The 22,689-nt window shown below is 70.8% G+C and carries 24 protein-coding genes; 10 read left to right on the top strand and 14 right to left on the bottom strand.

Annotation, left to right across the window (positions count from 1 at the left end; translation table 11 throughout):
* Positions 1-53: 53 nt before the first annotated feature.
* Together FNF32_RS02275 and sseA are read right to left on the bottom strand one after the other, a co-directional pair.
* Positions 54-1,238 (bottom strand): amino acid aminotransferase, encoded by a 1,185-nt coding sequence (locus FNF32_RS02275; RefSeq protein ID WP_131674349.1) that lies wholly within the window; start codon positions 1,236-1,238, stop codon positions 54-56.
* On the bottom strand, positions 1,239-2,093 hold the full coding sequence (gene sseA, locus FNF32_RS02270; protein ID WP_131674348.1) for a 3-mercaptopyruvate sulfurtransferase: 855 nt from the start codon (positions 2,091-2,093) through the stop codon (positions 1,239-1,241).
* A 140-nt stretch (positions 2,094-2,233) separates the two neighbouring features.
* On the opposite strand from sseA, the gene FNF32_RS02265 reads away from it, so the two are divergent.
* On the top strand, positions 2,234-2,656 hold the full coding sequence (locus tag FNF32_RS02265) for a DUF1810 domain-containing protein (RefSeq protein ID WP_131674347.1): 423 nt from the start codon (positions 2,234-2,236) through the stop codon (positions 2,654-2,656).
* 991 nt (positions 2,657-3,647) lie between these two features.
* Here FNF32_RS02265 and smpB read toward each other — a convergent pair.
* Positions 3,648-4,121, bottom strand: coding sequence for an SsrA-binding protein SmpB (gene smpB, locus FNF32_RS02260; RefSeq protein WP_131674345.1), 474 nt, complete (start codon positions 4,119-4,121; stop codon positions 3,648-3,650).
* Positions 4,122-4,231: 110 nt separating this feature from the next.
* Between smpB and FNF32_RS02255 the strand changes: the two genes are divergently transcribed.
* The gene (locus tag FNF32_RS02255) at positions 4,232-6,025 is read left to right on the top strand and encodes a thiamine pyrophosphate-binding protein (protein WP_131674343.1); all 1,794 of its coding nucleotides are present in this window, start codon (positions 4,232-4,234) and stop codon (positions 6,023-6,025) included.
* Positions 6,026-6,035: 10 nt separating this feature from the next.
* Positions 6,036-7,145 carry a pyridoxal phosphate-dependent aminotransferase gene (locus FNF32_RS02250; protein WP_131674341.1) on the top strand — a complete coding sequence of 370 codons (1,110 nt, stop codon included), beginning with the start codon at positions 6,036-6,038 and terminating at the stop codon, positions 7,143-7,145.
* On the opposite strand, the gene FNF32_RS02245 is transcribed toward FNF32_RS02250, so the two are convergent.
* Together FNF32_RS02245 and dapA are read right to left on the bottom strand one after the other, a co-directional pair.
* Positions 7,142-7,477, bottom strand: coding sequence for a DMT family transporter (locus FNF32_RS02245; RefSeq protein ID WP_131674340.1), 336 nt, complete (start codon positions 7,475-7,477; stop codon positions 7,142-7,144). The two genes, FNF32_RS02250 and FNF32_RS02245, sit on opposite strands and share 4 nt — an antisense overlap.
* A 14-nt stretch (positions 7,478-7,491) precedes the next feature.
* The gene (dapA, locus tag FNF32_RS02240; RefSeq protein ID WP_131674338.1) at positions 7,492-8,367 is read right to left on the bottom strand and encodes a 4-hydroxy-tetrahydrodipicolinate synthase; all 876 of its coding nucleotides are present in this window, start codon (positions 8,365-8,367) and stop codon (positions 7,492-7,494) included.
* A 102-nt stretch (positions 8,368-8,469) separates the two neighbouring features.
* Here dapA and FNF32_RS02235 point away from each other — a divergent pair, with 102 nt between their 5' ends.
* A complete protein-coding gene (locus FNF32_RS02235) occupies positions 8,470-10,788 on the top strand; it encodes a lytic transglycosylase domain-containing protein (protein WP_131674336.1) in 2,319 nt (772 codons plus the stop codon).
* Here the strand turns inward: FNF32_RS02235 and FNF32_RS02230 are convergent.
* The 4 genes from FNF32_RS02230 to FNF32_RS02215 form a co-directional block, all read right to left on the bottom strand.
* Entirely contained in the window at positions 10,718-11,632 is a 915-nt protein-coding gene (locus FNF32_RS02230; RefSeq protein WP_131674360.1) for a DMT family transporter, read from the bottom strand. The two genes, FNF32_RS02235 and FNF32_RS02230, sit on opposite strands and share 71 nt — an antisense overlap.
* A 244-nt stretch (positions 11,633-11,876) precedes the next feature.
* On the bottom strand, positions 11,877-12,662 hold the full coding sequence (locus FNF32_RS02225; protein WP_131674335.1) for an inositol monophosphatase family protein: 786 nt from the start codon (positions 12,660-12,662) through the stop codon (positions 11,877-11,879).
* Positions 12,663-12,975: 313 nt separating this feature from the next.
* On the bottom strand, positions 12,976-13,437 hold the full coding sequence (locus FNF32_RS02220; protein ID WP_131674334.1) for a DUF4126 domain-containing protein: 462 nt from the start codon (positions 13,435-13,437) through the stop codon (positions 12,976-12,978).
* A gap of 112 nt (positions 13,438-13,549) precedes the next feature.
* The gene (locus FNF32_RS02215; RefSeq protein WP_131674333.1) at positions 13,550-14,437 is read right to left on the bottom strand and encodes a LysR family transcriptional regulator; all 888 of its coding nucleotides are present in this window, start codon (positions 14,435-14,437) and stop codon (positions 13,550-13,552) included.
* Between the two features lie 85 nt (positions 14,438-14,522).
* Between FNF32_RS02215 and metF the strand changes: the two genes are divergently transcribed.
* Positions 14,523-15,401 (top strand): methylenetetrahydrofolate reductase [NAD(P)H], encoded by an 879-nt coding sequence (gene metF, locus FNF32_RS02210; RefSeq protein WP_131674331.1) that lies wholly within the window; start codon positions 14,523-14,525, stop codon positions 15,399-15,401.
* Between the two features lie 4 nt (positions 15,402-15,405).
* Here metF and FNF32_RS02205 read toward each other — a convergent pair whose 3' ends face one another.
* The 3 genes from FNF32_RS02205 to FNF32_RS02195 all read right to left on the bottom strand — a co-directional run bounded on the left by FNF32_RS02205 (position 15,406) and on the right by FNF32_RS02195 (position 17,515).
* Positions 15,406-15,882, bottom strand: a complete 477-nt coding sequence (locus tag FNF32_RS02205) for a DUF6644 family protein (protein WP_221930637.1) — start codon at positions 15,880-15,882, stop codon at positions 15,406-15,408.
* A gap of 1 nt (position 15,883) precedes the next feature.
* Positions 15,884-16,273: a DUF6152 family protein gene (locus FNF32_RS02200; RefSeq protein WP_131674329.1), complete on the bottom strand. Its 390-nt coding sequence runs from the start codon at positions 16,271-16,273 to the stop codon at positions 15,884-15,886.
* 84 nt (positions 16,274-16,357) lie between these two features.
* Complete coding sequence (locus FNF32_RS02195; RefSeq protein ID WP_131674328.1) at positions 16,358-17,515, bottom strand: type III PLP-dependent enzyme; 1,158 nt, start codon at positions 17,513-17,515, stop codon at positions 16,358-16,360.
* A 251-nt stretch (positions 17,516-17,766) separates the two neighbouring features.
* Between FNF32_RS02195 and FNF32_RS02190 the strand changes: the two genes are divergently transcribed.
* The 3 genes from FNF32_RS02190 to FNF32_RS02180 all read left to right on the top strand — a co-directional run bounded on the left by FNF32_RS02190 (position 17,767) and on the right by FNF32_RS02180 (position 20,048).
* Positions 17,767-18,198 (top strand): Lrp/AsnC family transcriptional regulator, encoded by a 432-nt coding sequence (locus FNF32_RS02190; RefSeq protein ID WP_131674326.1) that lies wholly within the window; start codon positions 17,767-17,769, stop codon positions 18,196-18,198.
* Between the two features lie 196 nt (positions 18,199-18,394).
* Entirely contained in the window at positions 18,395-19,372 is a 978-nt protein-coding gene (locus tag FNF32_RS02185; RefSeq protein ID WP_185961824.1) for an AHH domain-containing protein, read from the top strand.
* Positions 19,373-19,538: 166 nt separating this feature from the next.
* On the top strand, positions 19,539-20,048 hold the full coding sequence (locus tag FNF32_RS02180; RefSeq protein WP_131674322.1) for a hypothetical protein: 510 nt from the start codon (positions 19,539-19,541) through the stop codon (positions 20,046-20,048).
* 39 nt (positions 20,049-20,087) lie between these two features.
* Here FNF32_RS02180 and FNF32_RS02175 read toward each other — a convergent pair whose 3' ends face one another.
* Both FNF32_RS02175 and FNF32_RS02170 read right to left on the bottom strand, forming a co-directional pair.
* Positions 20,088-20,576 (bottom strand): VOC family protein, encoded by a 489-nt coding sequence (locus tag FNF32_RS02175; RefSeq protein ID WP_131674321.1) that lies wholly within the window; start codon positions 20,574-20,576, stop codon positions 20,088-20,090.
* A gap of 13 nt (positions 20,577-20,589) precedes the next feature.
* Positions 20,590-21,288 (bottom strand): winged helix-turn-helix transcriptional regulator, encoded by a 699-nt coding sequence (locus FNF32_RS02170; RefSeq protein WP_131674319.1) that lies wholly within the window; start codon positions 21,286-21,288, stop codon positions 20,590-20,592.
* Between the two features lie 134 nt (positions 21,289-21,422).
* Between FNF32_RS02170 and FNF32_RS02165 the strand changes: the two genes are divergently transcribed.
* A complete protein-coding gene (locus FNF32_RS02165; RefSeq protein ID WP_131674318.1) occupies positions 21,423-22,196 on the top strand; it encodes a DUF1428 domain-containing protein in 774 nt (257 codons plus the stop codon).
* Between the two features lie 8 nt (positions 22,197-22,204).
* Positions 22,205-22,636 (top strand): VOC family protein, encoded by a 432-nt coding sequence (locus FNF32_RS02160; RefSeq protein ID WP_131674317.1) that lies wholly within the window; start codon positions 22,205-22,207, stop codon positions 22,634-22,636.
* Positions 22,637-22,689: the final 53 nt, after the last annotated feature.

Raw genomic sequence — 22,689 nt, 5'->3', positions numbered from 1 at the left:
TTCAAGGGGACCGTCCGGGGGCGCTGAACCACCCCCGACTTGTCCCGGCCCGATCAGACGCCCGCGTCCACGATCGCCCGCGCCAGCACCGGCACGGTCTGGTCGTTCAGCCCGGCGATGTTCAGCCGCGAATCCCCCACGATATAGATCGCCGCCTCGTCCTTGATCCGCTGCACCTGTTCGGGCGAGGCGCCAAGCCGCGAGAACATGCCCCGGTGGCGGGCGATGAAGTCGAAGCGGTCGGTCCCGGTCAGGTCGCGCAGTTCGCCCGCAAGCTGCCGGCGCAGGTCCAGCATGGTCAGGCGCACCTGTTCCAGCTCGGCCATCCAGTCGGCCTTGAGGTCGGCGTCGTCCAAGATCGTCTGCACGACCCGCGCGCCGTGATCGGGCGGGAAGCTGTAGGTCTGGCGGCCCAGATAGGCCATCGCCCCCTGCGCCAGATCGCGCGCGCCCGCGTCCGCCACCTGCGTCAGCAGGATGCCCGTGCGCTCGCGGTAGATGCCGAAGTTCTTGGAACAGGACGCCGCCACCATCGCGTCGGGCGCGCGCGACACGATCAGCCGGGTGCCCGCCGCGTCCTCGTCCAGCCCGTCGCCGAAGCCCTGATAGGCAAGGTCGATCAGCGGCACCGCGCCGGTCCGGTCCAGCACGTCGGCGACCGCGGCCCACTGCTCGGTCGTCAGGTTGGCGCCGGTCGGGTTGTGGCAGCAGCCGTGCAGAAGCACGAGATCGCCCCGTTTCGCGCGGCCCAGGTCGGCCAGCATCCCGTCGAAATCGACGCCGCGCGTGTCCGCGTCGAAATAGCGGTATTCCGTAAACGGCACGCCCATGAACCTGAGCATCGACACATGGTTGGGCCAGGTCGGGTCCGAGACGTGGACGGTCAGGTCCGGGTTGCCCATCCGCGCCAGCTCGAACGCCTGCCGGATCGCGCCGGTGCCGCCGACGGTGGACAGCATCGCCGTGCGCCCCGCGTCCAGCGTGTCGGCCAGGACCATCCGCGACATCGCGTCCAGATAGGCCGGCTCGCCCGTAAGCGCGGTATAGGACTTGGTCGTCTCGGTTTCCCAGATCCGCCGCTCGGCCGCCTTCACGGCGCGCATGACGGGCGTCAGCCCGGTCGGGTCCTTGTAGACGCCCACCCCCAGGTCGATCTTGCCCTGCCTCGTGTCGGCGCGGAACTCGCCCATCAGGGCCAGGATCTTGTCGGGGTCTTGCGGCTTCAGCGCGGCGAACATTCAGGCGTCTCCGGTTGCGATTCTGAGGTCGGGAAAGCTGCCCCATTCGGACCAGCTTCCATCGTAAAGCGACCAGTCACGGTGGCCGATCCGTTCCAGCGCGAGGGCGAGCGACGCGGCCGAGACGCCCGACCCGCAGGTGGTGATGACGGGGCGGTCAAGGTCCACGCCCGCTTCCTTGAACGCGGCGCGCAGGTCGGGGACCGGCCGCATGGTGCCGTCGTCGTTGTAGATCCGGGCGAAGGGCAGGTTCCGCGACCCCGGGATGTGGCCCGACCGCAGGCCCGCGCGGGGTTCCGCCGCCTCGCCCCGGAAGCGTTCGGGGGACCGCGCGTCCACGATCTGCGCCTGCCCCAGCTTCGATGCCGTCGCGACCTGGGTCACGTCGCGCACCAGCGCGGGCTGGTGGCGGGCGGTGAACTGCCGCTCGCGGGGGGCGGGGGCGCGGTCGTCGACCGCCCGCCCCTCGGCCCGCCACTTGGCGAGGCCGCCGTCCAGCACCGCGACGTCGGTCTTGCCCATCAGGCGAAAGGTCCACCACGCCCGCGTGGCGCTGCGCCCTGCGGCATCGTCATAGATCACGACCTGCTGCCCGTCGCCGATCCCGGCCGCGCGCATCGCGTCGGCGAACGCCTCGGGCGGGGGGGCCATGTGGGGCAGGTCGCTTTGCGGGTCGCTGATGGCGTCGATGTCGAAGAACCATGCGCCGGGGATATGCGCCGCGTCGTATTCGGCGCGGCCGTCGCGGCCGGTCGCGGGCATGTGCCAGCTTGCGTCGATCACGCGGATGTCGGGGTCGCGCAGGCGGGCGGCAAGCCAGTCGGTCGAGACGAGCGTCCTGGGATCGTCGGTCATGGCTGTCCCTTTCCCGTGCCTGAGCTGTGCCAGTATCGTGCAGGCCGCAGCAATATCCCCAGCGGCGCCCGCCTGCAACGGCGGGCGAGGGGGCTTGGGCGAACTTGACCGGGGGTGTCCCGCCATGCATCGCTTGACGCATGGACGACCTGCATCGTTTCCACGAGGCGCAAGCCCGCGACCAGGCCCGCGCGGTGGCCGAACTGCGCGCCGGCCGCAAGGTGAGCCACTGGATGTGGTACGTCTTTCCGCAGCTCGGGTCGCTGGGGCGGTCGCCGACGGCCCGGCACTACGGCATCCGCGACCTGGATGAGGCGCGGGCCTATCTGGCCGACCCGGTCCTGTCCGCAAACCTGCACGGCGCGGCCGAGGCGATGCTGGCGAACGCGGGCCGGACGCCCGAGTCGGTGCTGGGCACGGTCGATGCCGCCAAGCTGCGATCGAGCGCGACGCTGTTCCGCGCCGCCGGCGGCGGCGAGGTGTTCGACCGGCTGCTGGCGGCGTTTTACGGCGGAAACGCCGACGAGGCGACGCTGAGGGAAGTGGGGGCGCGGCCCCGCTGAAGGAGCCGGGCGACGAGTCCGTTTCCGGGTAGTCGCGGGACGTCTGCACCCCGGTCCGCTTCAACCGAAGTGGGTTGAAGGACCGGCCCTTGATGGGCAGCGGCCTTGCTAGAGGAAACGGGCCACAAGCCCGTTTCCGTGCGGTCCCTCGAAGTCAGCACTCCGGAGGGACGCGTCCGCCCGGGTGGGTGCGAACGCACCCGCCTGAGGGCGGGCGGGCGCGTCCCGGTCCGCTTTGAGCGGACCGGGGGGTGGATCGAAGGACCGGGGCATGGTGGTCAGCGGGTGGCCGTCACCGGCAGCGGTCCTGCTAGAGGAAACGGGTCACAAGCCCGTTTCCGTGCGGCCCCTCGACGCCAGCACTCCGGAGGGACGCGTCCGCCCGGGTGGGTGCGAACGCACCCGCCTGGGGCGGGCGGGTGCGTCCCGGTCCGCTTTGAGCGGACCGGGGGTGGACCGAAGGACCGGGGCCAAGATGAAGGGGCGGCAATGACCGGCGGCGGCGCTGCTGAAGGAAACGGGTCACGAACCCGTTTCCGTGCGGCCCCTCGACGCCAGCATTCCGAAGGGACGCGTCCGCCCGGGTGGGTGCGGACGCACCCGTCTTTGGGCGGGCGGGCGCGTCCCGGTCCGCTTTGCGCGGACCGGGGGGGTGGGTCGAAGGACCGGGGCCAAGATGAAAGTGCCGCAATGACATGCTGCGGCACTGCTGAAGGAAACGGGCCACAAGCCCGTTTCCGAGCGGTCCATCGACGCGAGCGGTCCGGAGGGACGCGCACGCCCGGGTGGGTGCGAACGCACCCGCATGGGGCGGGCGGGTGCGTCCCGGTCCGCTTTGGGCGGACCGGCGGGTGGATCGAAGGTCTGCTGCATGGTGCTTAGCGAGTGCCCGTCACTGGCAGCGGCCCCGCTCGACGACTCGGGCCACCCGTGACGCCCACGCGGCAGACCCGTCGGCCCGCCCCCGCACCAGCCCCGCACCAGCCCCGCCTCAGCCCTGCTTCAGCAGCCGCTGTTTCTGCCGGCCCCAGTCGCGCTTGGCTTCCGTGTCCCGCTTGTCGTGGTTCTTCTTGCCCTTCGCCACGCCGATCTTCAGCTTCACGATGCCGCGGTGGTTGAAGTACATGACCAGCGGCACCAGCGTCATCCCCTCGCGCCCGATCGCCTGCCACAGCCGCGCCAGCTCCTTGCGGCTGACCAGCAGCTTGCGCCGCCGCCGCTCCTCGTGGCCGAACACGCCCGCCTGCTTGTAGGCGGCGATGTAGCTGTTGATCAGCCACAGCTCGCCTTCCTCGACCGAGGCGTAGCTTTCGGCGATGTTGGACTGCCCGGTGCGAAGCGACTTCACCTCGGACCCGGTCAGGATCACCCCCACCTCAAGGTCGCTCTCGATGAAGTAATCGAACCGCGCCCGCCGGTTTTCCGCGATGACCTTGTAGTTGGGATCTGTTTTCTGCTGCGACATGATCGGGGTGAGATAGGGGCGCGGGGCGGGGCTGTAAAGGCGGCCGCCGCTTGCCGGAACCCGCGCGCTGACGCATGTTGCGCGGGCGATCGGATCAGGGGGGCAGGGCGATGCGGCACGGCGGACGGATTCTGGCGGATGCGCTGGCGGCGCGCGGGGTGGACCGGGTGTTCTCGGTCCCGGGCGAAAGCTTCCTCGCCGCGCTCGACGGGCTTTACGACCTCGGCATCCAGAACGTCGTCTGCCGGCACGAGGGGGGCGCGGCCATGATGGCCGAGGCGCAGGGCAAGCTGACCGGGCGGCCCGGCATCTGCTTCGTGACCCGCGGCCCCGGCGCCACCAACGCAAGCGCGGGCGTGCATGTCGCCAGGCAGGATTCCACCCCGATGATCCTGTTCGTGGGCCAGATCGCGCGCAGCGACCGCGACCGCGAGGCGTTCCAGGAGGTCGATTACCGCCAGATGTTCGGCGGCATCGCCAAATGGGCGGCCGAGATCGACGACACCGACCGTATCCCCGAATACGTCGCCCGGGCCTGGGACCTCGCGCTGTCGGGCCGCCCCGGCCCGGTCGTGCTGGCCCTGCCCGAGGACATGCTGTCGGCCACCAGCGACGCGCCCGACCTTCCCCCCGGCCCCGCGCCCGTGCAGGGCGTCTCGGCCGCGCAGGTCGAGGCGGTGACCGCCGCGCTCGCCGCCGCCGAGCGGCCGCTGGTGGTGCCCGGCGGGTCGGTCTGGTCGCAGCGGGACGCGGACAACCTTGCCCGCTTCGCCGAACGCTGGGGCCTGCCGGTCGCGGTGCCGTTCCGCCGCCAGCACATGTTCGACAACCGGCTGGCCAACTACGCGGGCGATCTGGGCGTCGGCATGAACCCGAAGCTCGGCGAGGCGTTGAAGGCGTCAGACTGTGTCCTGTCGCTCGGCTCGCGGCTGGGGGACACGCTGACCAACGGCTACGACCTGATGAACCCCAGGGGGCAGGGGCGGCGAATCGTCCATGTCCACCCCGATCCCGACGAGATCGGGCATCTGTGGCGCGCCGATCCCGGCATAGCCGCCTGCCCGCGCGCGATGCTGGCGGCGCTGGCCGACGCGCCCGCGCCCGCGAAGCGCCGGGGCGACTGGACCGCCGGCCTGCGCGTGACCTACGAGGCGTGGCAGCAGCCCCGCGAGACCCCCGGCGACGTGCGGATGGAACGGGTGATCGGCTGGCTGTCGGACAACCTGCCCGACGACGCGATCATTACCAACGGCGCGGGCAACTTCGCCTCGTTCATCCATCGCTATTTCCGCTTCAAGCGGGTCGGCACGCAGCTTGCGCCGACCTCGGGGTCGATGGGCTACGGCCTGCCGGCGGCGGTCGCGGCCAGGATCCACCATCCCGACCGCACGGTCGTCTGCGTGGCGGGCGACGGCGACATCCAGATGACGCTGAACGAGCTGTCCACGGCCGCCCAGAACCGCGCGGCGGTGATCGTGATCGTGGCCAACAACGGCCGCTACGGCACGATCCGCATGCACCAGGAAAAACACTATCCGGGCCGGGTGTCGGGAACGAACCTCTTCAACCCCGACTTCGCGGCGCTGGCGCGGGCCTATGGCGGGCATGGCGAGCTGGTCACCAAGGACCCCGATTTCCCCGCCGCGTTCGAGCGGGCGGTGGACGCGGGCACGCTGGCGATCATCGAGCTGAAGCTGGATCCCGAGGCGCTGACCACCGGCGCGACCCTGTCGGAAACCCGCGCGGCGGCCGAGGCCGCGCAGCGCGCCGCTGCGGCTGCGGATCAGGCGGCGGGTCGGGCGGCGCCGCAAACCCCCGCGCCGGACGACGAGCCGCCCGCCCCGCCCAGCCCGCCCGCGCGCGGCCTGCTGGGCCGGGTCCTCAAGGGCCGCGGCAAATCGTGAGCCGGCGCGCATGACCACACCCCCGCTTCCCCGCCTCGCCCCCATCCCGGCGGGCCTGCCCGACGCGGTCCCCTTCGTCGGGCCGGAAACGCTGGAACGCCGCCGTGGCGCGCCCTTCCGCGCGCGTCTGGGCGCGAACGAGAACGGCTTCGGCCCGTCGCCCGCCGCCGTGCAGGCGATGCGGGACGCGGCGGCGGAGGCGTGGAAATACGGCGACCCGACCAGCCACGACCTTCGCGGGGCGCTGGCGCAAAGACACGGCGTCACCCCCGACTACATCGTCGTGGGCGAGGGGATCGACGCGCTGCTGGGCCTGACCGCGCGGCTGTTCGTGGGCGCGGGCGACACCGTCGTGACCTCGGCCGGCGGCTATCCGACCTTCGATTTCCACGTCACCGGCTTCGGCGGGGTGCTGGACCGCGTGCCCTACCGGGACGACCGGCAGGACGCGGCGGGGCTGGTCGCGCGCGCCGCGCAGGCAGGGGCGCGGCTGATCTATCTGTGCAACCCCGACAACCCGATGGGCGGCTTTCTGGAGCCGTCGGTGATCACCGCCGCCGCAGCCCGCCTGCCCACGGACGCCGTCCTGCTGCTGGACGAGGCTTACGGCGAGTTCGCCCCGGCCCTGCCCGCCATCGACCCGGACGATCCGCGCGTCATCCGCTTTCGCACATTCTCCAAGGCCTACGGCATGGCGGGGGCGCGGGTCGGATACGCGATCGCCGCGCCGCAGATGATCCGCGCCTATGACCGGGTGCGGAACCATTTCGGCGTCAATTCGGTGGGGCAGGCCGGCGCGCTGGCCGCGCTTGGCGACGACGCGTGGCTCGACCGGGCGCGGGCGCAGGTCGCGGCGGCGCGGGACCGGATCGCGCAGGTCGCGCAGGGCAACGGGCTGTCGCCGCTGCCGTCGGCCACCAACTTCGTCACCATCGACTGCGGCCGGGACGGCGATTTCGCCCGCGCGGTGCTGGCGGCGCTGGCCCATCGCGGCGTCTTCGTGCGGATGCCGTGGGTCGCGCCGCAGGACCGCTGCATCCGCGTCAGCTGCGGACGCAAGGCGGAACTGGACGCCTTTGCCGAGGCGCTGCCGCAGGCGCTGGCCGCCGCGCGCGGCTAGTGGGTCGAGGTCTGCGAGAACAGGTTGATGACCAGCACGCCCGCGATGATCAGCCCGATGCCGATCACGGCGGCGGCGTCCGGGACCTGCCGGAACACGAACATCCCGATCCCGGCGGTCAGGACGATGCCAAGCCCGCTCCATAGCGCATAGGCGATGCCCAGCTGCAGTTCCCGCAGCGACAGGGACAGAAGATAGAACGAGGCGAGGTAGCAGACCGCCATGATCAGCGTCGGCACCAGCTTCGCGAACTGCTGCGAGGACGCGAGAAACGAGGTGCCGACGACCTCGAGCATGATCGCGACGAGAAGGTAGGCGTGCGCCGTTCCCATCCCCCGCCCCTTGGTCAGATCAGCCCGGCGTGGGCCAGGCCCGCGTCGATCCGCTCGCGCGTGGCGGGCAGAAGCGGCGTCAGCGGCAGGCGCACGCGTTCGTTGCACATCCCCAGCCGCGACAGCGCGTATTTGACCCCGACGAGGCCCGGTTCGATGAAGATCGCGGCGTGCAGCGGCATCAGCAGGTCCTGCAGCCGCAGCGCCTCGGCGTAATCGCCGGCGAGCGTCGCCGCCTGCATTTGCGCGCACAGCTTCGGCGCGACGTTCCCGGTGACCGAGATGCAGCCGACCCCGCCCTGCGCGTTGAAGCCGTGCGCGGTCGCATCCTCGCCCGACAGCTGGACGAAGTCGGTGCCGCAGCAGATCCGCTGCAGGCACACCCGTTCCAGCTTGCCGGTGGCGTCCTTGACGCCGGCGATGCGCGGCAGGCGCGCCAGCTCTCCCATCGTTTCGGGCAGCATGTCGATGACCGAGCGCGGCGGGATGTTGTAGATGTAGATCGGCAGGTCGGACGCGTCGTGGATCGCGGTGTAATGCGCGATCAGCCCGGCCTGGGTGGGCTTGTTGTAATAGGGGGTGACGACCAGCGCCGCGTCCGCGCCGACCTCTTGCGCGAACTGGACCAGCCCGATCGCCTCGCGCGTGGAATTGGACCCGGCGCCCGCCATGACCGGGATCCGGCCGGCCACGATCTCGACCACGCGCTGGACGACCAGCCGGTGTTCCTCGTGCGTGAGGGTCGGGCTTTCGCCTGTGGTTCCCACCGGCACCAGCCCGTCGCTGCCCTGTTCCAGGTGCCATTCCACCAGCCGCTCGAGCGCGGGCAGGTCAAGCTCTCCATCCGCGGTGAACGGGGTGACGAGCGCGGGCAGCGAGCCTTTGAACATGAGAATATCCTGACTTGGTCTTGCGCGTGGCCTTACATCCCCCCCGGCCGGTTGCCAAGGTTGTGAGTTGCAGGGCGGCGGGGCTGCACTCACATTGCCGGCATGACCCGACCGACCCGGAGACGGCTGGCCGCGCTGGCGCTTGGCATCGCCACGGCGCTTGGCTGCGGCGTGGGGGCGAGCTTCGGTTTCGGGACCGACCCGGCGCGGGCCGAGGACGCGGCGGCGCTGTCGCAGGCGTGGCGGCTGGCCGGGGCCAAGGACTGGGCCGGGGCCGACGCGGCGGCGCGGGCGTCGGGGCCGGTCGCAATCGATCTGGTGACCTGGCAGCGGCTGCGCGCGGGGCAGGGCACCTGGGCCGAATACCGCGACTTCGCCGCCCGCAACGCCGACTGGCCGGGGATGGACCTGCTGCTTGCGCGCGGCGACGCGGCGCTGCGCCCCGGCCTGCCCGCGGCCGAGGTGATCGCCTGGTTCGGCGCGCGCCGGCCCGCGACGCTTGCCGCCGAACGCGCGTTCCTCGCCGCGCTGGATGCGACCGACCGGGACGCGGCGGCGGCCGAGGCGGTGCGGTTCTGGACCGAAACGCCGCTCGACCCCGCGGGTCAGGCGGCGTTCGTAGCACCGCGCGCCGCCGCGCTGGCCCCCCATCACGAGGCGCGGCTGGCGCGGTTGCTGGACCTCAAGGAATGGCAGTCGGCCGAGGCGATGGTGCGGCCCGGCACGGATGCGCCCGCGCTGGTCACCGGCCCCGCCGCCGACCTGGCCCGCGCGCGGATCGCGGTGCAGGCCGGGCGGCCGGGGGTGGACCCGATCGTCAAGGCGCTGCCCGACGCGCTGCGGAACGACGCCGGCCTGGCGATGGACCGCTTCGACTGGCGCGTCAGGGCAAAGCAGACCGACCTTGCCCGCGCGCTGCTGCTGGAACGCTCGACCTCGGCCGAGGCGCTGCGCGATCCGGCCCGCTGGGCCGGTTTCCGCGTCGATCACGCCCGCGCGGCCTTGCGCGCGGGCGACTGGGCGCTGGCCGAGCGGCTGGCCCGGAACCATTTCCTGACCGATCAGGACGGCGTCTATGCCGATCTGGAATGGCTCGCGGGCTATGCGGCGCTGCGCGCGGGCGCGCCGGACCGGGCGCTGGCGCGCTTCCAGCACCTGCAGACGGTCGTCGGCAGCCCGATCTCGAAAGCCCGCGCGCTTTACTGGCAAGGCCGCGCGATGGAGGCGGAGGGCGACGCCCAGGGCTCCACCGCCGCCTACGCGCAGGCCGCGCGCCACCAGTCGGCGTTCTACGGCCAGCTCGCGGCCGAAAAGCTGGGCCTGCCGATGGACCCGGCGCTGGCCCTGCCCGGCGCCGCGATCGACAGCCTGCCGGACTGGCGGGGGGCCGCGCTGCGCGACGACGGCGTCTGGCAGGCGGCGCTGTGGCTGGTGGCGGCGGGCGATCCCGTGACGGCGCAGCGGTTTTTGCTGCACAAGGCCGAGACGGCGGCGGTGGACGACATCGGCCGCATGGCGCGGCTGATGCTGGAACTGGGCCGCCCGTGGGACGCGCTGCGGCTGGCCAAGCAGGCGGCGGGCAAGGGCGGCGTGTTCCCGGCCGCCTATTATCCGCTGACGGGCCTGGAAACGCACGAGCTTGGCCTGCCGGCCGAGCTGGTGCTGGCGATCGCGCGGCAGGAAAGCGAATTCAACCACGCCGCGCTCAGCCATGTCGGCGCGCGCGGGCTGATGCAGGTCATGCCCGACACCGCCCGCGACATGGCCCGCCGCCTGGGCGAGCCGTTCGAGCTTGCGCGCCTGACGGTGGACGGCACCTACAACGCGCGTCTGGGGGCGGCCTATCTGGGCGGGCTGCGCGACCGCTTCGGGCCGTCGATCGCGCTGGTGGCAGCGGGCTACAACGCGGGGCCGGGGCGGTCGTCCCGCTGGCTGCGCGATTTCGGCGACCTGCGGGTGCCGGGGGCGGAGGGGACGGACCCGGTGGACTGGGTCGAGATGATCCCCTTTGACGAGACCCGCAATTACGTCATGCGGGTGGGCGAGGCGCTGCCGATCTATCGCGCGCGGATCGCGGGCAAGCCGGTGCCGTTCGTGCCGACATGGGACCTGCGCGGCGGCGGCGTCCGCCCGGTCGCGCCGGTGTCGCCGCTGCGGCTGGCGATCTCAAGCCGCCCGCCGTCACGTCCGGCCGCGCCAGCGGATGAGGTGGCGGCGGCTTCGCCTGGCATGGGCGCGCCCGCGATCGCCTTTGGCGGCGGGACGCCCGCGACCGTGGCGCCGTCCGTCGGCTATCCGGCCCACGCGCGCCCGGACCTCGGCGCGGGCCTGCGGCGGCTCGATCCGCCCATCATTGCGGCCGAGACTGCGGGGGCTGCGCTGCCTGCGGCGCCTGCGCCCGCCGCGCCCGCCACCAGGTGAACAGGCCGGCCGAGACGATGATCGCACCGCCGATGACGACGTTCGGCCCGACCCGTTCGCCGAACACCACCATCCCCACGATGCTGACCCACACAAGCTGGGTATAGGCGAAGGGCTGAAGGCTGGACGCCTCGGCCATCTCGTAGGCGCGGATCAGCAGGAAATGCCCGGCGATCGCCGTCAGGCACAGGCAGGCCATCCACGGCCAGTCGCCCCTCGCCATCGGCTCCATGTTCGGGATGCCGACGATGGTGATGCCGACGGCGCCCGCGATCCCGGTCCAGAAGAAGCTGACCTGCGCGCTGTCCTCGCGCGCGACCAGCCGGGTGAGAAGGCCGTAGACCGCGAACATCAGCGCCGCCGCCAGCGGCAGCACGGCCAGCGGACTGAACACCCCGCGCCCCGGTTGCAGGATGATGAGGATGCCCGCGAACCCCGCAGCCACGGCGGCCCAGCGGCGCCAGCCGATCCGCTCGCCCAGGATCGGCCCCGACAGCGCGACGACGAGCAGCGGATAGGCGGTGAACAGCGCGTGCGTGCCGACCAGCCCCAGCCGGACGAAGGCGATCTGCATGACGACGACCTCGGCCACCAGCAGCAGGCCGCGCGCGATCTGGATGACCGGCCGCCGCGACCGCGAGACGGCGGCAAGCCCGCCGGGCGCGCGGGCCGCCATCGCCACGACGAAGGCGGCAAAGAACCAGTAGCGCAGCATGACGACGAAATAGGTCGAATAGTTCGACCCGAGATGGCGCGACAGCGCGTCCTGGATCGCGAAGATGAAGCTGACCGCGCACATCAGGACGATGGCGCGGCCCTGCCTGTCGGCCGTGGCGGGGGCCATGCCGGTCGGCGTGTCCGTGGTGATCGCGGCGGCGGGTGTCAGCGGGGTGGACGCGGCCAGCGCGGCGGGAACCGCGAGCGCCTGGGCCTCGGCGGGGGCACGGGCGGGTTCGGACGGGGTGGTAGCGGTCATGAAGCGGTCATGCGGGCGCGATGGTTCGGGTCCGCCCGACCTCGGCCGCCCGCGCGGGGGAAGTCAACCCCGGCGGGCGGCAAAGCCGCCCCAGCGGCAGGGTAAGTGCCGCTCAGCCCTGCCGGATGGTCTTGGCGAAGCCGTCGAACAGCTGCGCGTTGGCGCAGATGATGGCGCCGGAATCGACCGCGGACTGGCCGGGCTCCAGCGCCTCGACGAAACCGCCGGCTTCCTTCACCAGCAGGATCCCCGCCGCCACGTCCCACGCCTTGATCCGGCGTTCCCAGTAGCCGTCGAAGCGCCCGGCGGCGACATAGGCCATGTCGAGCGCCGCCGACCCCCAGCGCCGCACGCCCGCCGTCTGCGGCATCAGCCGGGCAAGGTCCTGCAGCGTCGCGGGCAGTTCACGCGCGCCGCCGAACGGCACGCCGGTCGCGAAGATCGATTCGATCATGTTGCGCCGCCCCGACACCCGCAGGCGCGAGTTGTTCAGGAACGCGCCGTCGCCCTTTTCGGCGGTGAACATCTCGTCCTTGGCGGGGTCGAAGACGACGGCGGCGACCATCTCGCCCTTGTGTTCCAGCCCGATGCTGACCGCCCAGTGCGGCAGGCCGTGCAGGAAGTTGGTGGTCCCGTCCAGCGGATCGACGATCCAGCGCCGGGTCGGGTCCTCGCCCGCCTCGGCGCCGGTTTCCTCGCCGACCCAGCCGTAGTTCGGGCGCGCGCCGCGCAGTTCGTCCTTGATGATCTGTTCGGCCGCGGTGTCGGCGCGGCTGACGAAGTCGCCCGCGCCCTTGACGCTGACCTGCAGGTTCTCGACCTCGCGGAAGTCCTTGACGAGGCTCCGGCCCGCCTTGCGCGCCGCGTTGATCATGATGTTGAGGTTGGCGCTGGCCATGGCGGGTCCTTTCGGTTGGGGCCGGAATAGGCGGAACCGGGCCGAAAGGGAAGCGGCGGGGGCGGGGCGGGTTCGCCCGGATCCGTTTCGTTGCGATCGGACGTGCGGACCCGTATCCGGCGGCTGGCGGCGGTGCCGCTCAAGGAAACAGGCGGCGGGCCTGTTTCCGGGCGGTCGATTGAAGCCAGCACTCCGGAGGGACGCGCCTGCCCGGGTGGGCGCGAACGCGCCCGCCAAGGGGCGGGCGGGCGCGTCCCGGCCCGCTTTGGGCGGGGGGTGCATCGAAAGACCGGGTTCGTCGCGGCGAAGTGCGTCAGATCGCGTCCCGGCTCACCCCCGCAATGATCGCGGTGGCGCCCGCGATCACGATGGCGTCCTCGACCAGGCCGGTGGGGGTCTGGCCGTACTCCTCCATCGCGGTGATGCGGGCGTACCAGCCGGGGTAGGACGCGGCGACCGCCGTCGTCGCGCCGACCGCCGCGCCCTTCCAGAACTGCCCGCGCGGGGCGAGCGAGCCGCAGGCGAAGCCCGCCATGATCATCCGCGCGGCAAGGCCCAGCGGCACGATCCGGTCGGGCGCGCTTTTCATCTTGTCGCCGCCCAGCTCCGCCAGCGCCAGCGTCACCGCCCCGGCGGCGATCACGGGGTTGCGGATGAAGTCGGGGGCGGCGCGGTCGTGGGGCAGGTGGCCGCCCGCGGCGGCGACCGCGACGGCGGCAAGGGGGGTCATCGAGCGCTGGCCCCCGACAAGGCCCATGAGGATCGAGGCGAGCATGGCGGTCTCCGCTTGAGGTTCGGCATCGGAACGCGCCCGCCCGGTCGCGGGGTCCGTGCCGCCGACGCCACGTCAGGCCGGGGCGCGACCCGCCTGCCGCATCATCGTCCCGTCAGCGCGCCGCGCGGGCAAGCCGCAGCATGTCGGCCATGAAGGGCCGGTCGCGGTCGGCCTCGCGCATCGCCGCGTAAAGGCGGCGCGTCACCGGCGGGTCGCCCAGCGGCATCGCGGTGACGGCGGGGTTTGCGGCCTCGCGTTCCACCACCCAGTCGGGCAGCACCGCGACCCCGCGCCCCGACGCGATCAGCAGGATCGCGACGTCGGTCAGCTCGATCTCGCGGGTGCCGGCGGGGGTCACCCCGGCGGGGTCGAGGAAATGGCTGAACACGTCCAGCCGCGCCCGGTCCATCGGATAGGTGATGAGCGTTTCCGGCGCGAGGTCCGCCGGTTCCGCACGGTCTCGCCCGGCCAGCCGGTGCCCCGCCGGGACGATCAGCATGGGGCGATAGTCGAACAGCTCCTCGAACACGACGCCGGGCAGGTCCTCGGGGTCGGACGACACCACCAGGTCGGCCTCGCCCCGGACCAGCGCGGGCAGCGCGGTGAAGGCGAGGCCCGCGCGGATGTCGATGTCCACCTGCGGCCAGTCGCGGCGGAACGCGTCGAGCGCGGGCAGCAGCCAGTTGAAGCAGGCGTGGCATTCGATGGCGATGTGCATCCGCCCGCCCCGGCTGGCGGCGGGGCCGCGAAACTCTGCCTCGACCGTCTCGACCTGCGGCAGGACCGCCTGGGCAAGCCGCAGGAGCCGCATGCCCGCGGGCGCAAGGCGCAGCGGCCGCGTCTGGCGCAGGAACAGCGGCACGCCCGCCTGATCCTCGAGCGCGCGGATCTGATGGGACAGCGCCGACTGGGTGATGTTGAGCACCTCGGCCGCTCGGCCCAAGCCGCCCTTGTCGTGGATCGCGCGGATCGTGCGCAGGTGGCGCAGTTCAAGGTGCATGAGCGTCTCTCATGATCGAGTTGCGGAATATGAGTTTGTCTCACGCAAGCTCTCATGCCACAAGGGCGGACCGAAAGGACGCACCATGACCGCTTTGCCGCCCCGCCCTGCCGTGAGCTTCGAGTTCTTCCCGCCGAAGTCGCTCGACCAGTCGTTCAAGCTGTGGGAAACGGCCCGGACCCTTGCGCCGCTGGGATCGGACTTCGTGTCGGTCACCTATGGCGCGGGCGGCACCACGCGGCAGCTCACGCACGAGGCGGTGGTGGCGCTGTCCAACCACTATCACCTGAACGTGGCCGCGCACCTGACCTGCGTCGATGCGACCCGCGACGAGACGATGCGGATCGTCGAGGATTACGCGGCCGCCGGCGTGCGCGAGATCGTGGCGCTGCGCGGCGACGCGCCGCAGGGGCAGGCGCAGTTCGCGCCCCACCCGCAGGGTTTCGCCGACTCGGTCGAGCTGATCGAGGCGATTTCCGCGCGCGGCGGCTTCACCATCCGCTGCGGCGCCTATCCCGAACCCCATCCCGACAGCCCCGACGGCGCGGCCGACGTGGCATGGCTCAAGCGCAAGGTCGATGCGGGCGCGTCGTCGGCGATCACCCAGTTCTTCTTCGACGCCGACACCTTCTTCCGTTTCCGCGACGCCTGCGCGGCGGCCGGGATCGACGCGCCGATCATCCCCGGCATCCTGCCGATCCAGTCGTGGGCGGGCGCGAAGCGGTTCGCCGCGCGCTGCGGCACCACCGTCCCGCAATGGGCCGAGGACGCCTTCGTCGCCGCGGGCCGCGACGGCGAGCGGGCGCTGGCGACCGATCTTGCGGCCGGGCTTTGCCGCGATCTGGTCGAGGGCGGGGTGGACCGGCTGCACTTCTATACGCTGAACCGCCCCGATCTGGTCGCCGACGTCTGCGCGGCGATCGGGGTGACGGCGCCCGAGGGGGCACGACAGGCGGTCGCCTGAGCGATCAGAACGCGATGAAGCGCCCGGCGAGGATGGCGGAGGTCCAGATCGCCAGCGAGATCGCGGCCGACAGCCGCAGCCCCGCGTCGATCCCGCCGCGGCCGTGGACCAGGTCGCGCCAACCGCCGGTGAAATGCACCGCGATCGCGTGGGCGGCCCCGATCAGCACCAGCCCCAGCTTGATCAAGAACGCGCGGTTCGCGGCGTAGTCGGCGGGTTCCACGCTGAACAGCGCGGCCCCGCTGAGGATCGCGACGACCAGCCCGACGGCGGCGACCCGCGGCAACGCCGTCGCCAGCGCCCGCGCGGGGACCGTGCGAAACGCCCCCAGCAGCCGCAGATCAAGCGTCACGATCGACCCGAACAGCGCCGCCAGCCCCATGATGTGGACGGCGTTCACCACCGGGTAGGCGTAGCGCGACGACTTCAGCGCCGCCGCGACCGGCGAGGCCGCGATCCAGGCCAGCGCGGTTTCCAGCACCTCAGCCGCCGGGCTGCAGCGAATGTTCGCGGCCGGGATAGACGTCGTAGGTCTTGCCGCCGACGGTGATCGTCTCGGCCTTGAAGCGCATGTCGGCCGGGTCCTTGGACCGGTGGCCGGTCATTTCGACCGCGTCGCCGGGTTTGGCCACGCCGTCCACGAATCCCGCCGCCGCGTTGGCCGACGGGGGTGCAAGGTCCACGTCCCAAACGCCGTCCTCGGTCTCGAGCGTCAGATGGCCATGCGGGTTGCCGAAGCTGATCTCACGGATGGTGCCGGACAGCCGCGTTTCCTCGTCGGCGGTCCAGTTCCAGCCGTGATGCGCCAGCGCCGCCGTCGGCAGCGCAAGCAGGCCGGCGATCAGCGCGGCTTTGGTAAATCCCCAGGTCATGTCGCAATCTCCCGATCACCCACTTCCAGTCACCCTGACGAACGCGCCAGCGCGCCGTCCGGTTGTGGCGGCGGCGATCACAAATCAGTCGAAGCCCATCACCGTCAGTTGGCGCAGTTCGCCGAACCCGTTGAAGCGGGTGTTAGTCACGACCGAATAGGCGCCCGCGCCGTGGAAGATGACGTAGTCGCCTTCCTGGATGTCGTCGGGCAGCGACAGCTCGCCCGGCAGCCGGTCCACCGAATCGCAGGTCGGGCCGAACACGACGCGGCCGTGACCGTTCTCGCCGCGCAGCTTGCCCTCGGGCGTCAGCACCTCGAGCCGGCCGAGATTGCCGATCACCGGCAGTTCGTTCATGCCGCCATAGACGCCGTCGTTCAGGAACACGCTGGTCCCGTCGCGCACGGCCTTGACCCGGGTGATGATGGCGAACGCATCGGCGCACAAGCCCCGCCCCGGCTCGCACACCAGTTCCGGCGCGTCGTCGCCGAAGGCTTCCTTCGCGGTGCGGCCGATCAGGTCGAAGATCGCGGCAAGGTCGGGTTCCACCCCGTGGACGCGCCAGGACGGAAAGCCGCCGCCGACGTTCAGGCGCTTCGGGCGCACGCCCGCCATGTCCGCGATCTCGGCCGCGGTGCGGATGTATTGCTCCCACGCGGCCGGATCGGTGCATTGCGTGCCGGGGTGGAAGGTCAGCGAGGCGATGTAGCCGCGATCCGCCACCTGCCGCAGCAGGTCCGCCGCAAGCTCGGGCGAGGCGCCGAACTTGGACCCGAAGTCATAGGCCGCGCCCAGCACCGGCAGCTTGAAGCGGGGCGAGATTTCGCAATCGTCGGCCGGCACCTGCTCGAACAGCTTCTGAAGCTCGCTGTTGCTGTCCACCGACCATGCCTTGATGCCCGCGCCGACCGCATGCGCGATCTCGGACCGCGAGCGCACCGGGTTGTGGTAATGGCGCGCGGCCATGGGGCCCATGCGGCCGATCAGGTCGATCTCGTAGGGGGAGGCGACGTCGAAGCCCCTGATCCCGGCGGCGACGAGGTTCTGGATCACCGCCTCGTCCGGGTTCGACTTGACGGCATAGGTCACAAGGCCCGGAAAGCCCGCCAGGAACTCCTTGGCGCGGGCCTGCAGGATCGTGGGGGCGAACACCATGACCGGGTTTTCCGGCGCCAGCGCGCGAATGATCTCCGCGGGGTTTTCCCAGACGGTCTTCGCCTGATGGCCTTCGGTCAGTCCCATGCGTCGTGTTCCTTTGCGGGTCGGTCGGATGTCCGGTCAGGGCCGGTCTGGTCAGGGGATGGCGCGTCCGTGTCCGCGGCGATGCTGCGGGCGCGTGGCCGGGGTCGAACGCAGGATCGCGCATATGGGATGCAGGCGGAACGATGGAAAGGGTGGAAAACGCGCCGGGCGGGCGTTATTCTGCCGATCGGGGTGGCAAAATGCCGTCGCGGCGCGGATTGCGGCCGAAGGGGGACGGCAGGATGACGGGAATGGACGACCTGGACCGCAGCATCATCGGCCAGCTGTCGCAGGACGCGCGGATGTCGGTGGCGGTGCTGGCGCGGCGGCTGAAGGTCGCGCGGTCCACCGTGCAGGCCCGGCTGGAACGGCTGGAGACGACCGGCGCGATCGCCGGCTACACCCTGCGCGTGGGCGAGGCCGCGCGCCAAGGCCGCATCCGCGCGACCTGCCTGCTGACGATCGAGCCCCGCGCCCAAGCCGCCATCGTCTCGCGCCTGCGCGCCATGCCGGCGGTGGAACGGGTCCACACCACCAGCGGCCGGGTGGACCTGCTGATCCAGCTGGGCTGCGCGTCCACGACCGAACTCGACGGCGTGCTGGACGCGATCGGCGCCCTGACGGGGGTGCGGACGTCGGAAAGCCTGGTGCATCTGGCGACCCGCTTCGACCGGGCGGTTTGATGGTGGCGGGGAGAGACCGGTGTTGGGATGTCGCCGAGGCTGTGTTGCTCACCAGCCCCGCCGATCTGGCCGTAGACCGGCGACCGCTTGTGACTTCGCGAAGCGGCGGCTTTCCGCCGCACGTCACGAAAATGACGTACCGCCGCCTCACCCTGGCGTAGAAAGTTTCCGATGACATTCATTTATGGACTTATCGATGACCCAGATTGACCGCGCACCGGAAGGACAGCCAAGCACTATTCCACCTGATCGTCCCCGCTTCATCGACGGTCCCGCGCAGGCCGGTGCGCTTGTGCGCGAAATGCTCTGGACCGAGGCCGGTAAGGGGGTCCTTGCGACGACCTCTTCGCGCGTGGGTAACGGCGAGCAACCGCAGGCGCTCACGGGTGCCGCGATAGTAGCGGCCCCGGCGGCGCGTGGCCTCGCCGAGGGCGTCGGCGAAGCGCTGGCCGCGCGTCTCGGCGTGGTTGCGGGTGCCGGCATGGGCGTCGTCGGCGGTGCGGTCCTTGCGATCGTCGTTCCGACGAACAGGGCCGGGCCCAACAATCACGACCTCGCTCCGAACCTGCGCGCCGCGTTCCCCTATGATTCGACGGTAGGCGAGGTGGAGATCAAGGTCGATGGTAAGTGGACCCCAAGCGGGGTTGCGATCGCCATGAGCGGGGAAGGTCTCGCATTCGACTTCGACGCCCTGGAGGCGAAAGCTGGCGAGCTGGACGCCGGTTTGCTGAACGATCCGCGCTACATCAACGAACGCACAAGTGAGATCGACGGCAGGCTGAGCGCGAGCAGCGCGACGGCCCGCAAGGCGGTCGATGCGGCATCGAAGCCGGGAAACTGGCAGGCGCACCATCTGATCCCGTTTGAAGTCATGGCATCGATGAGCCCGGAACTGCAGCGCAGGGTGGTGGCTGCCGGCTGGCAGATGAACTCGGCGGAGAACGTGATGGCGCTGCCGGGGGATGACGCGACGTTCAATTTAATGGAGGGAGCGTTGCCGATCCATCAGGGATCGCACCGGGGCTACAGCAATGATGTCAGAAATATGATGAGGTCACTTGAGATTGCTCACGGCACGATGTCGGATAAGGAGTTGAGGGGTGCGCTGGCAGGGATTGAAGGCGAAATGTATCGTCGGCTTGTTGACAGTGAGTATCACAAATATGTTCGCTGAACCTGCAGCGACACAGGACGCGTCAGCGCCCTATTGGCGACTAAACAGTTCGCGTGAGAGCAATAGCCAGTATTTCGAGGGTGCGAAAAAGGACCGTCTCGCAATCAGCATCGTTAACTTCGAAGAGGCGCATATTCTGCTCCGCGAACACAAGCGCGGTTCATTTATGGACAGAAGAATTGCAGTAATCCCACCCGACCGCCAGATCCCCATCGAACTCCAGATCACCGCGCCCGGCTTCGCGCCTGACTACCTCTTCGAGACCGGATTTTCCTTCGTCTCGGCCCGCTTCCGCGAGGTCGCGGGTCTGCCCCTCGACAAGGTCCAGTACCTCGACGCCCCCTGCAATATCTGCACGCCCGAGGCGAAGGCCAAGGACTACAAGGTGCTGTGGGTCCATCACTTCGAGGACGTGCTCGACCCCGCCCGCACGATCATCCGCGATCCGACGCGCCTGACCCCGGAACAGCTGATCACCACGCGCGACACCTATGTCTACCGCGACGGCCATCAGGTCGGCAGCCCGGTCTTTCACCTGGCCGACCGTGGCTTCCTCATGGTGACCGACGCGCTCGCCCGCAGGCTGGCGCGCGCGAAGCTGGACGGGGTCGCGCTCGAGGATCTGACCTCGCTCACGCCCGACCTGCAGCGGCCGACGCTCGAGGTGGGGGACTAGCGCGCGCCACACGGGCGGCCGCGTGCCGGGCCCGCGTCCTTACGTCGCCGCGTCGCCCGCGAAGGCCCGTTCCAGTTCGGCGAGGTCCAGCTTGACCATTCCCAGCATCGCCTGCGCGGCGCGGCGGGCGGCGGTGCGGTCGGGGCTGCGCATCATCTCGTTCAGGCGCCGGGGCGTGATCTGCCAGCAGACGCCGTAGCGGTCGCGCAGCCAGCCGCATTCCTCGGCGCCGCCGCCCTTCACCAGCTCGTCCCACAGGTGGTCGATCTCGGCCTGGGTGTCGCATTCGACCATCAGCGAGATGGCGTGGTTGAACGGCTCGAGCGGCCCGGCGGACATCGCGCCGATCCGCTGCCCGGCGATGGTCATGTCCACCACCGTCACGCTGCCCTCGGGCCCGGACGGGCTGTCGGCGGGCATGGTCGTAACGCTGTGGATGCGGCTGTCGGGGACGATCGAGACGTAGAACTTCGCCGCCTCCTCGGCCTCGGATGTGTACCACATGAACGGGATCAGGCTGGTGGTCATGGCCGTTGCTCCTTCAGGTCGCGGACGGGGGAAGGGGTGGGGAACCGGGCGGGCGTTCCAGGCGGAACAGGTCCACGAACGCCTGCCCGCGCGCAAGGTCGCCCGCAAAGCCGATGCGGCCGTCGGCGGCGGCGCGCGCAAGGGGCGCGGGGCCGTAGATCGCGACGGCAAGGTCGTTGGCGCTGCCGGTGAACGCCATCTCGCCCGCGGGCGCATCGGCGCGGCGGATCTGCAGGCGGCCCGACCAGGCGGTCAGCGCGAACGCCTCGGCCCCCATGTCGAAGCCCGCGGTGAAGCGGCCGGGGGCGGGGCGGATCATCGATTCCATCGACAGCATCAGCGCGGTCGGGCTGATCGGCAGCCTGTGGTCGTGCCCCGGCATCCCCGCGCCCCAGCGGCACAGCGCCAGCAGCACCGGCCGCAACGCCTGCCCGTGCGGGCTGAGGTCGTAGACGGCGGCGCTGGCGGGCGCGGGCAGGGCGCGGCGGGTGACGACGCCCGCCGCCTCGAGCTCTTCCAGGCGGCGGGTCAGGATGTTGCTGGCGACATTCGGCACGCCCGCGCGGATCGCGCCGAAGCGCTTCGGGCCCAGCATCAGTTCGCGGATCACCAGAAGCGCCCAGCGGTCGCCCACGAGATCGAGTGCGTGGGCGGCGATGCAGCCTTCGCCATAGGCTCTGCGGGTTTCGGCGGCTCTGCGGGTTTCGGCCAATCGAGGTCTCCTTTCTGGCAGCTTACAACTTTTCAGTTGCTTTTTGCAACTGCGCGCGGCAGCCTGAGTCGCATCAACGCACTGCGAACCGAAAGACCGCGAACCGAAAGACCGCAAACCGAAAGGACGAACCGATGGCGTATTACTCCGGCTTTGTTGCCCCCGTCGCGACGAACAGGAAGGACGAGTACACGGCGTTCGTGCGCCGTGGCTGGTCGTCGTTCAAGAAGCGCGGCGCGACCCGCATGGTGGAAAACTGGGGCGACGACGTGAAGCCCGGCAAGCAGACCGACTTCCTGCGCGCGGTCCAGGCCAGGGACGACGAATCGGTGGCGTTCTCGTGGGTCGAATGGCCCGACAAGGCGACGGCCGACAAGGCCTTTGCCGACATGATGAGCAGCGGCGACGAAATGGGCGAGATGCCGTTCGACGGCAAGCGCATGTTCTGGGGCGGGTTCGAGCAGCTCGTGACCGAGGGCAGCGATCGCGGCGGCAGCTACTATCAGGGGTTCCTCACCCCGGTGCCGCAGGAAAACAAGGACGCGTTCCACAAGCTTGCCCGCGAGGCGTGGAACGACATGTTCAAGCCCTACGGCGCGATGGGGAACCACGAAAGCTGGGGCGTGGACGTGCCCCACGGCACCCTGACCGACATGTACCGCGCGGTCGATGCCAAGGACGGCGAGGTGATCGTCATGTCGTGGACGACCTGGCCCGACCGCGCCACCTGCGACGAGGCCGCCCGCAAGATGGAGGAAGGCATGGACGGGCAGGACATGCCCGAGATGCCGTTTGACGGGCAGCGGATGATCTGGGGCGGGTTCGCCAACATCTTCGACAGCGATGTCGACGGGGACGCGGCCGACACCGCCGCCGACACCGGCGCCGACACCGCTTCCCGGACCTGAGGCGCGCGATGGCTTTCGTACCCTACCTCATGTTCCCCGGCCACGCCGCCGAGGCGTTTGCCGCCTATGCCGACATCTTCGGCGGCACCGTGGAAAGCAGCCGGTTCTCGGATGTCCCGCCCGGGTCCGGGATGCCCGCGCTGCCGCAGGAACAGATGGGCTGGATCCTGCACGCCCAGCTCGACACGCCGGACGGCGCGCGGCTGATGGGGTCGGACGCGCCGCCCCAGTTCGCCGATCCGACCGAGCCGAACGGGCAGGTGCAGTCCGGCGTCTCGGTCGCGGTCTCGCGCCCTGACGAGGGCGCGGCGCGGGCGCTGTTCGACCGGCTGGCCGAGGGTGGAACGGCGACGATGCCGTTCGGCCCGACCTTCTTCGCCAAGGGGTTCGGCATGTGCCGCGACCGCTTCGGCACGCACTGGATGGTCAGCGTCGGCTGAACCAGGGAAGGGACGCTCGCCGTCCCTTGCACCCGAACCGGAGGGAGGATTTT

Source organism: Paracoccus marinus (assembly GCF_007018965.1).
Lineage (GTDB): Bacteria > Pseudomonadota > Alphaproteobacteria > Rhodobacterales > Rhodobacteraceae > Paracoccus > Paracoccus marinus.
This window is presented reverse-complemented; position numbering and strand designations above follow the sequence as displayed.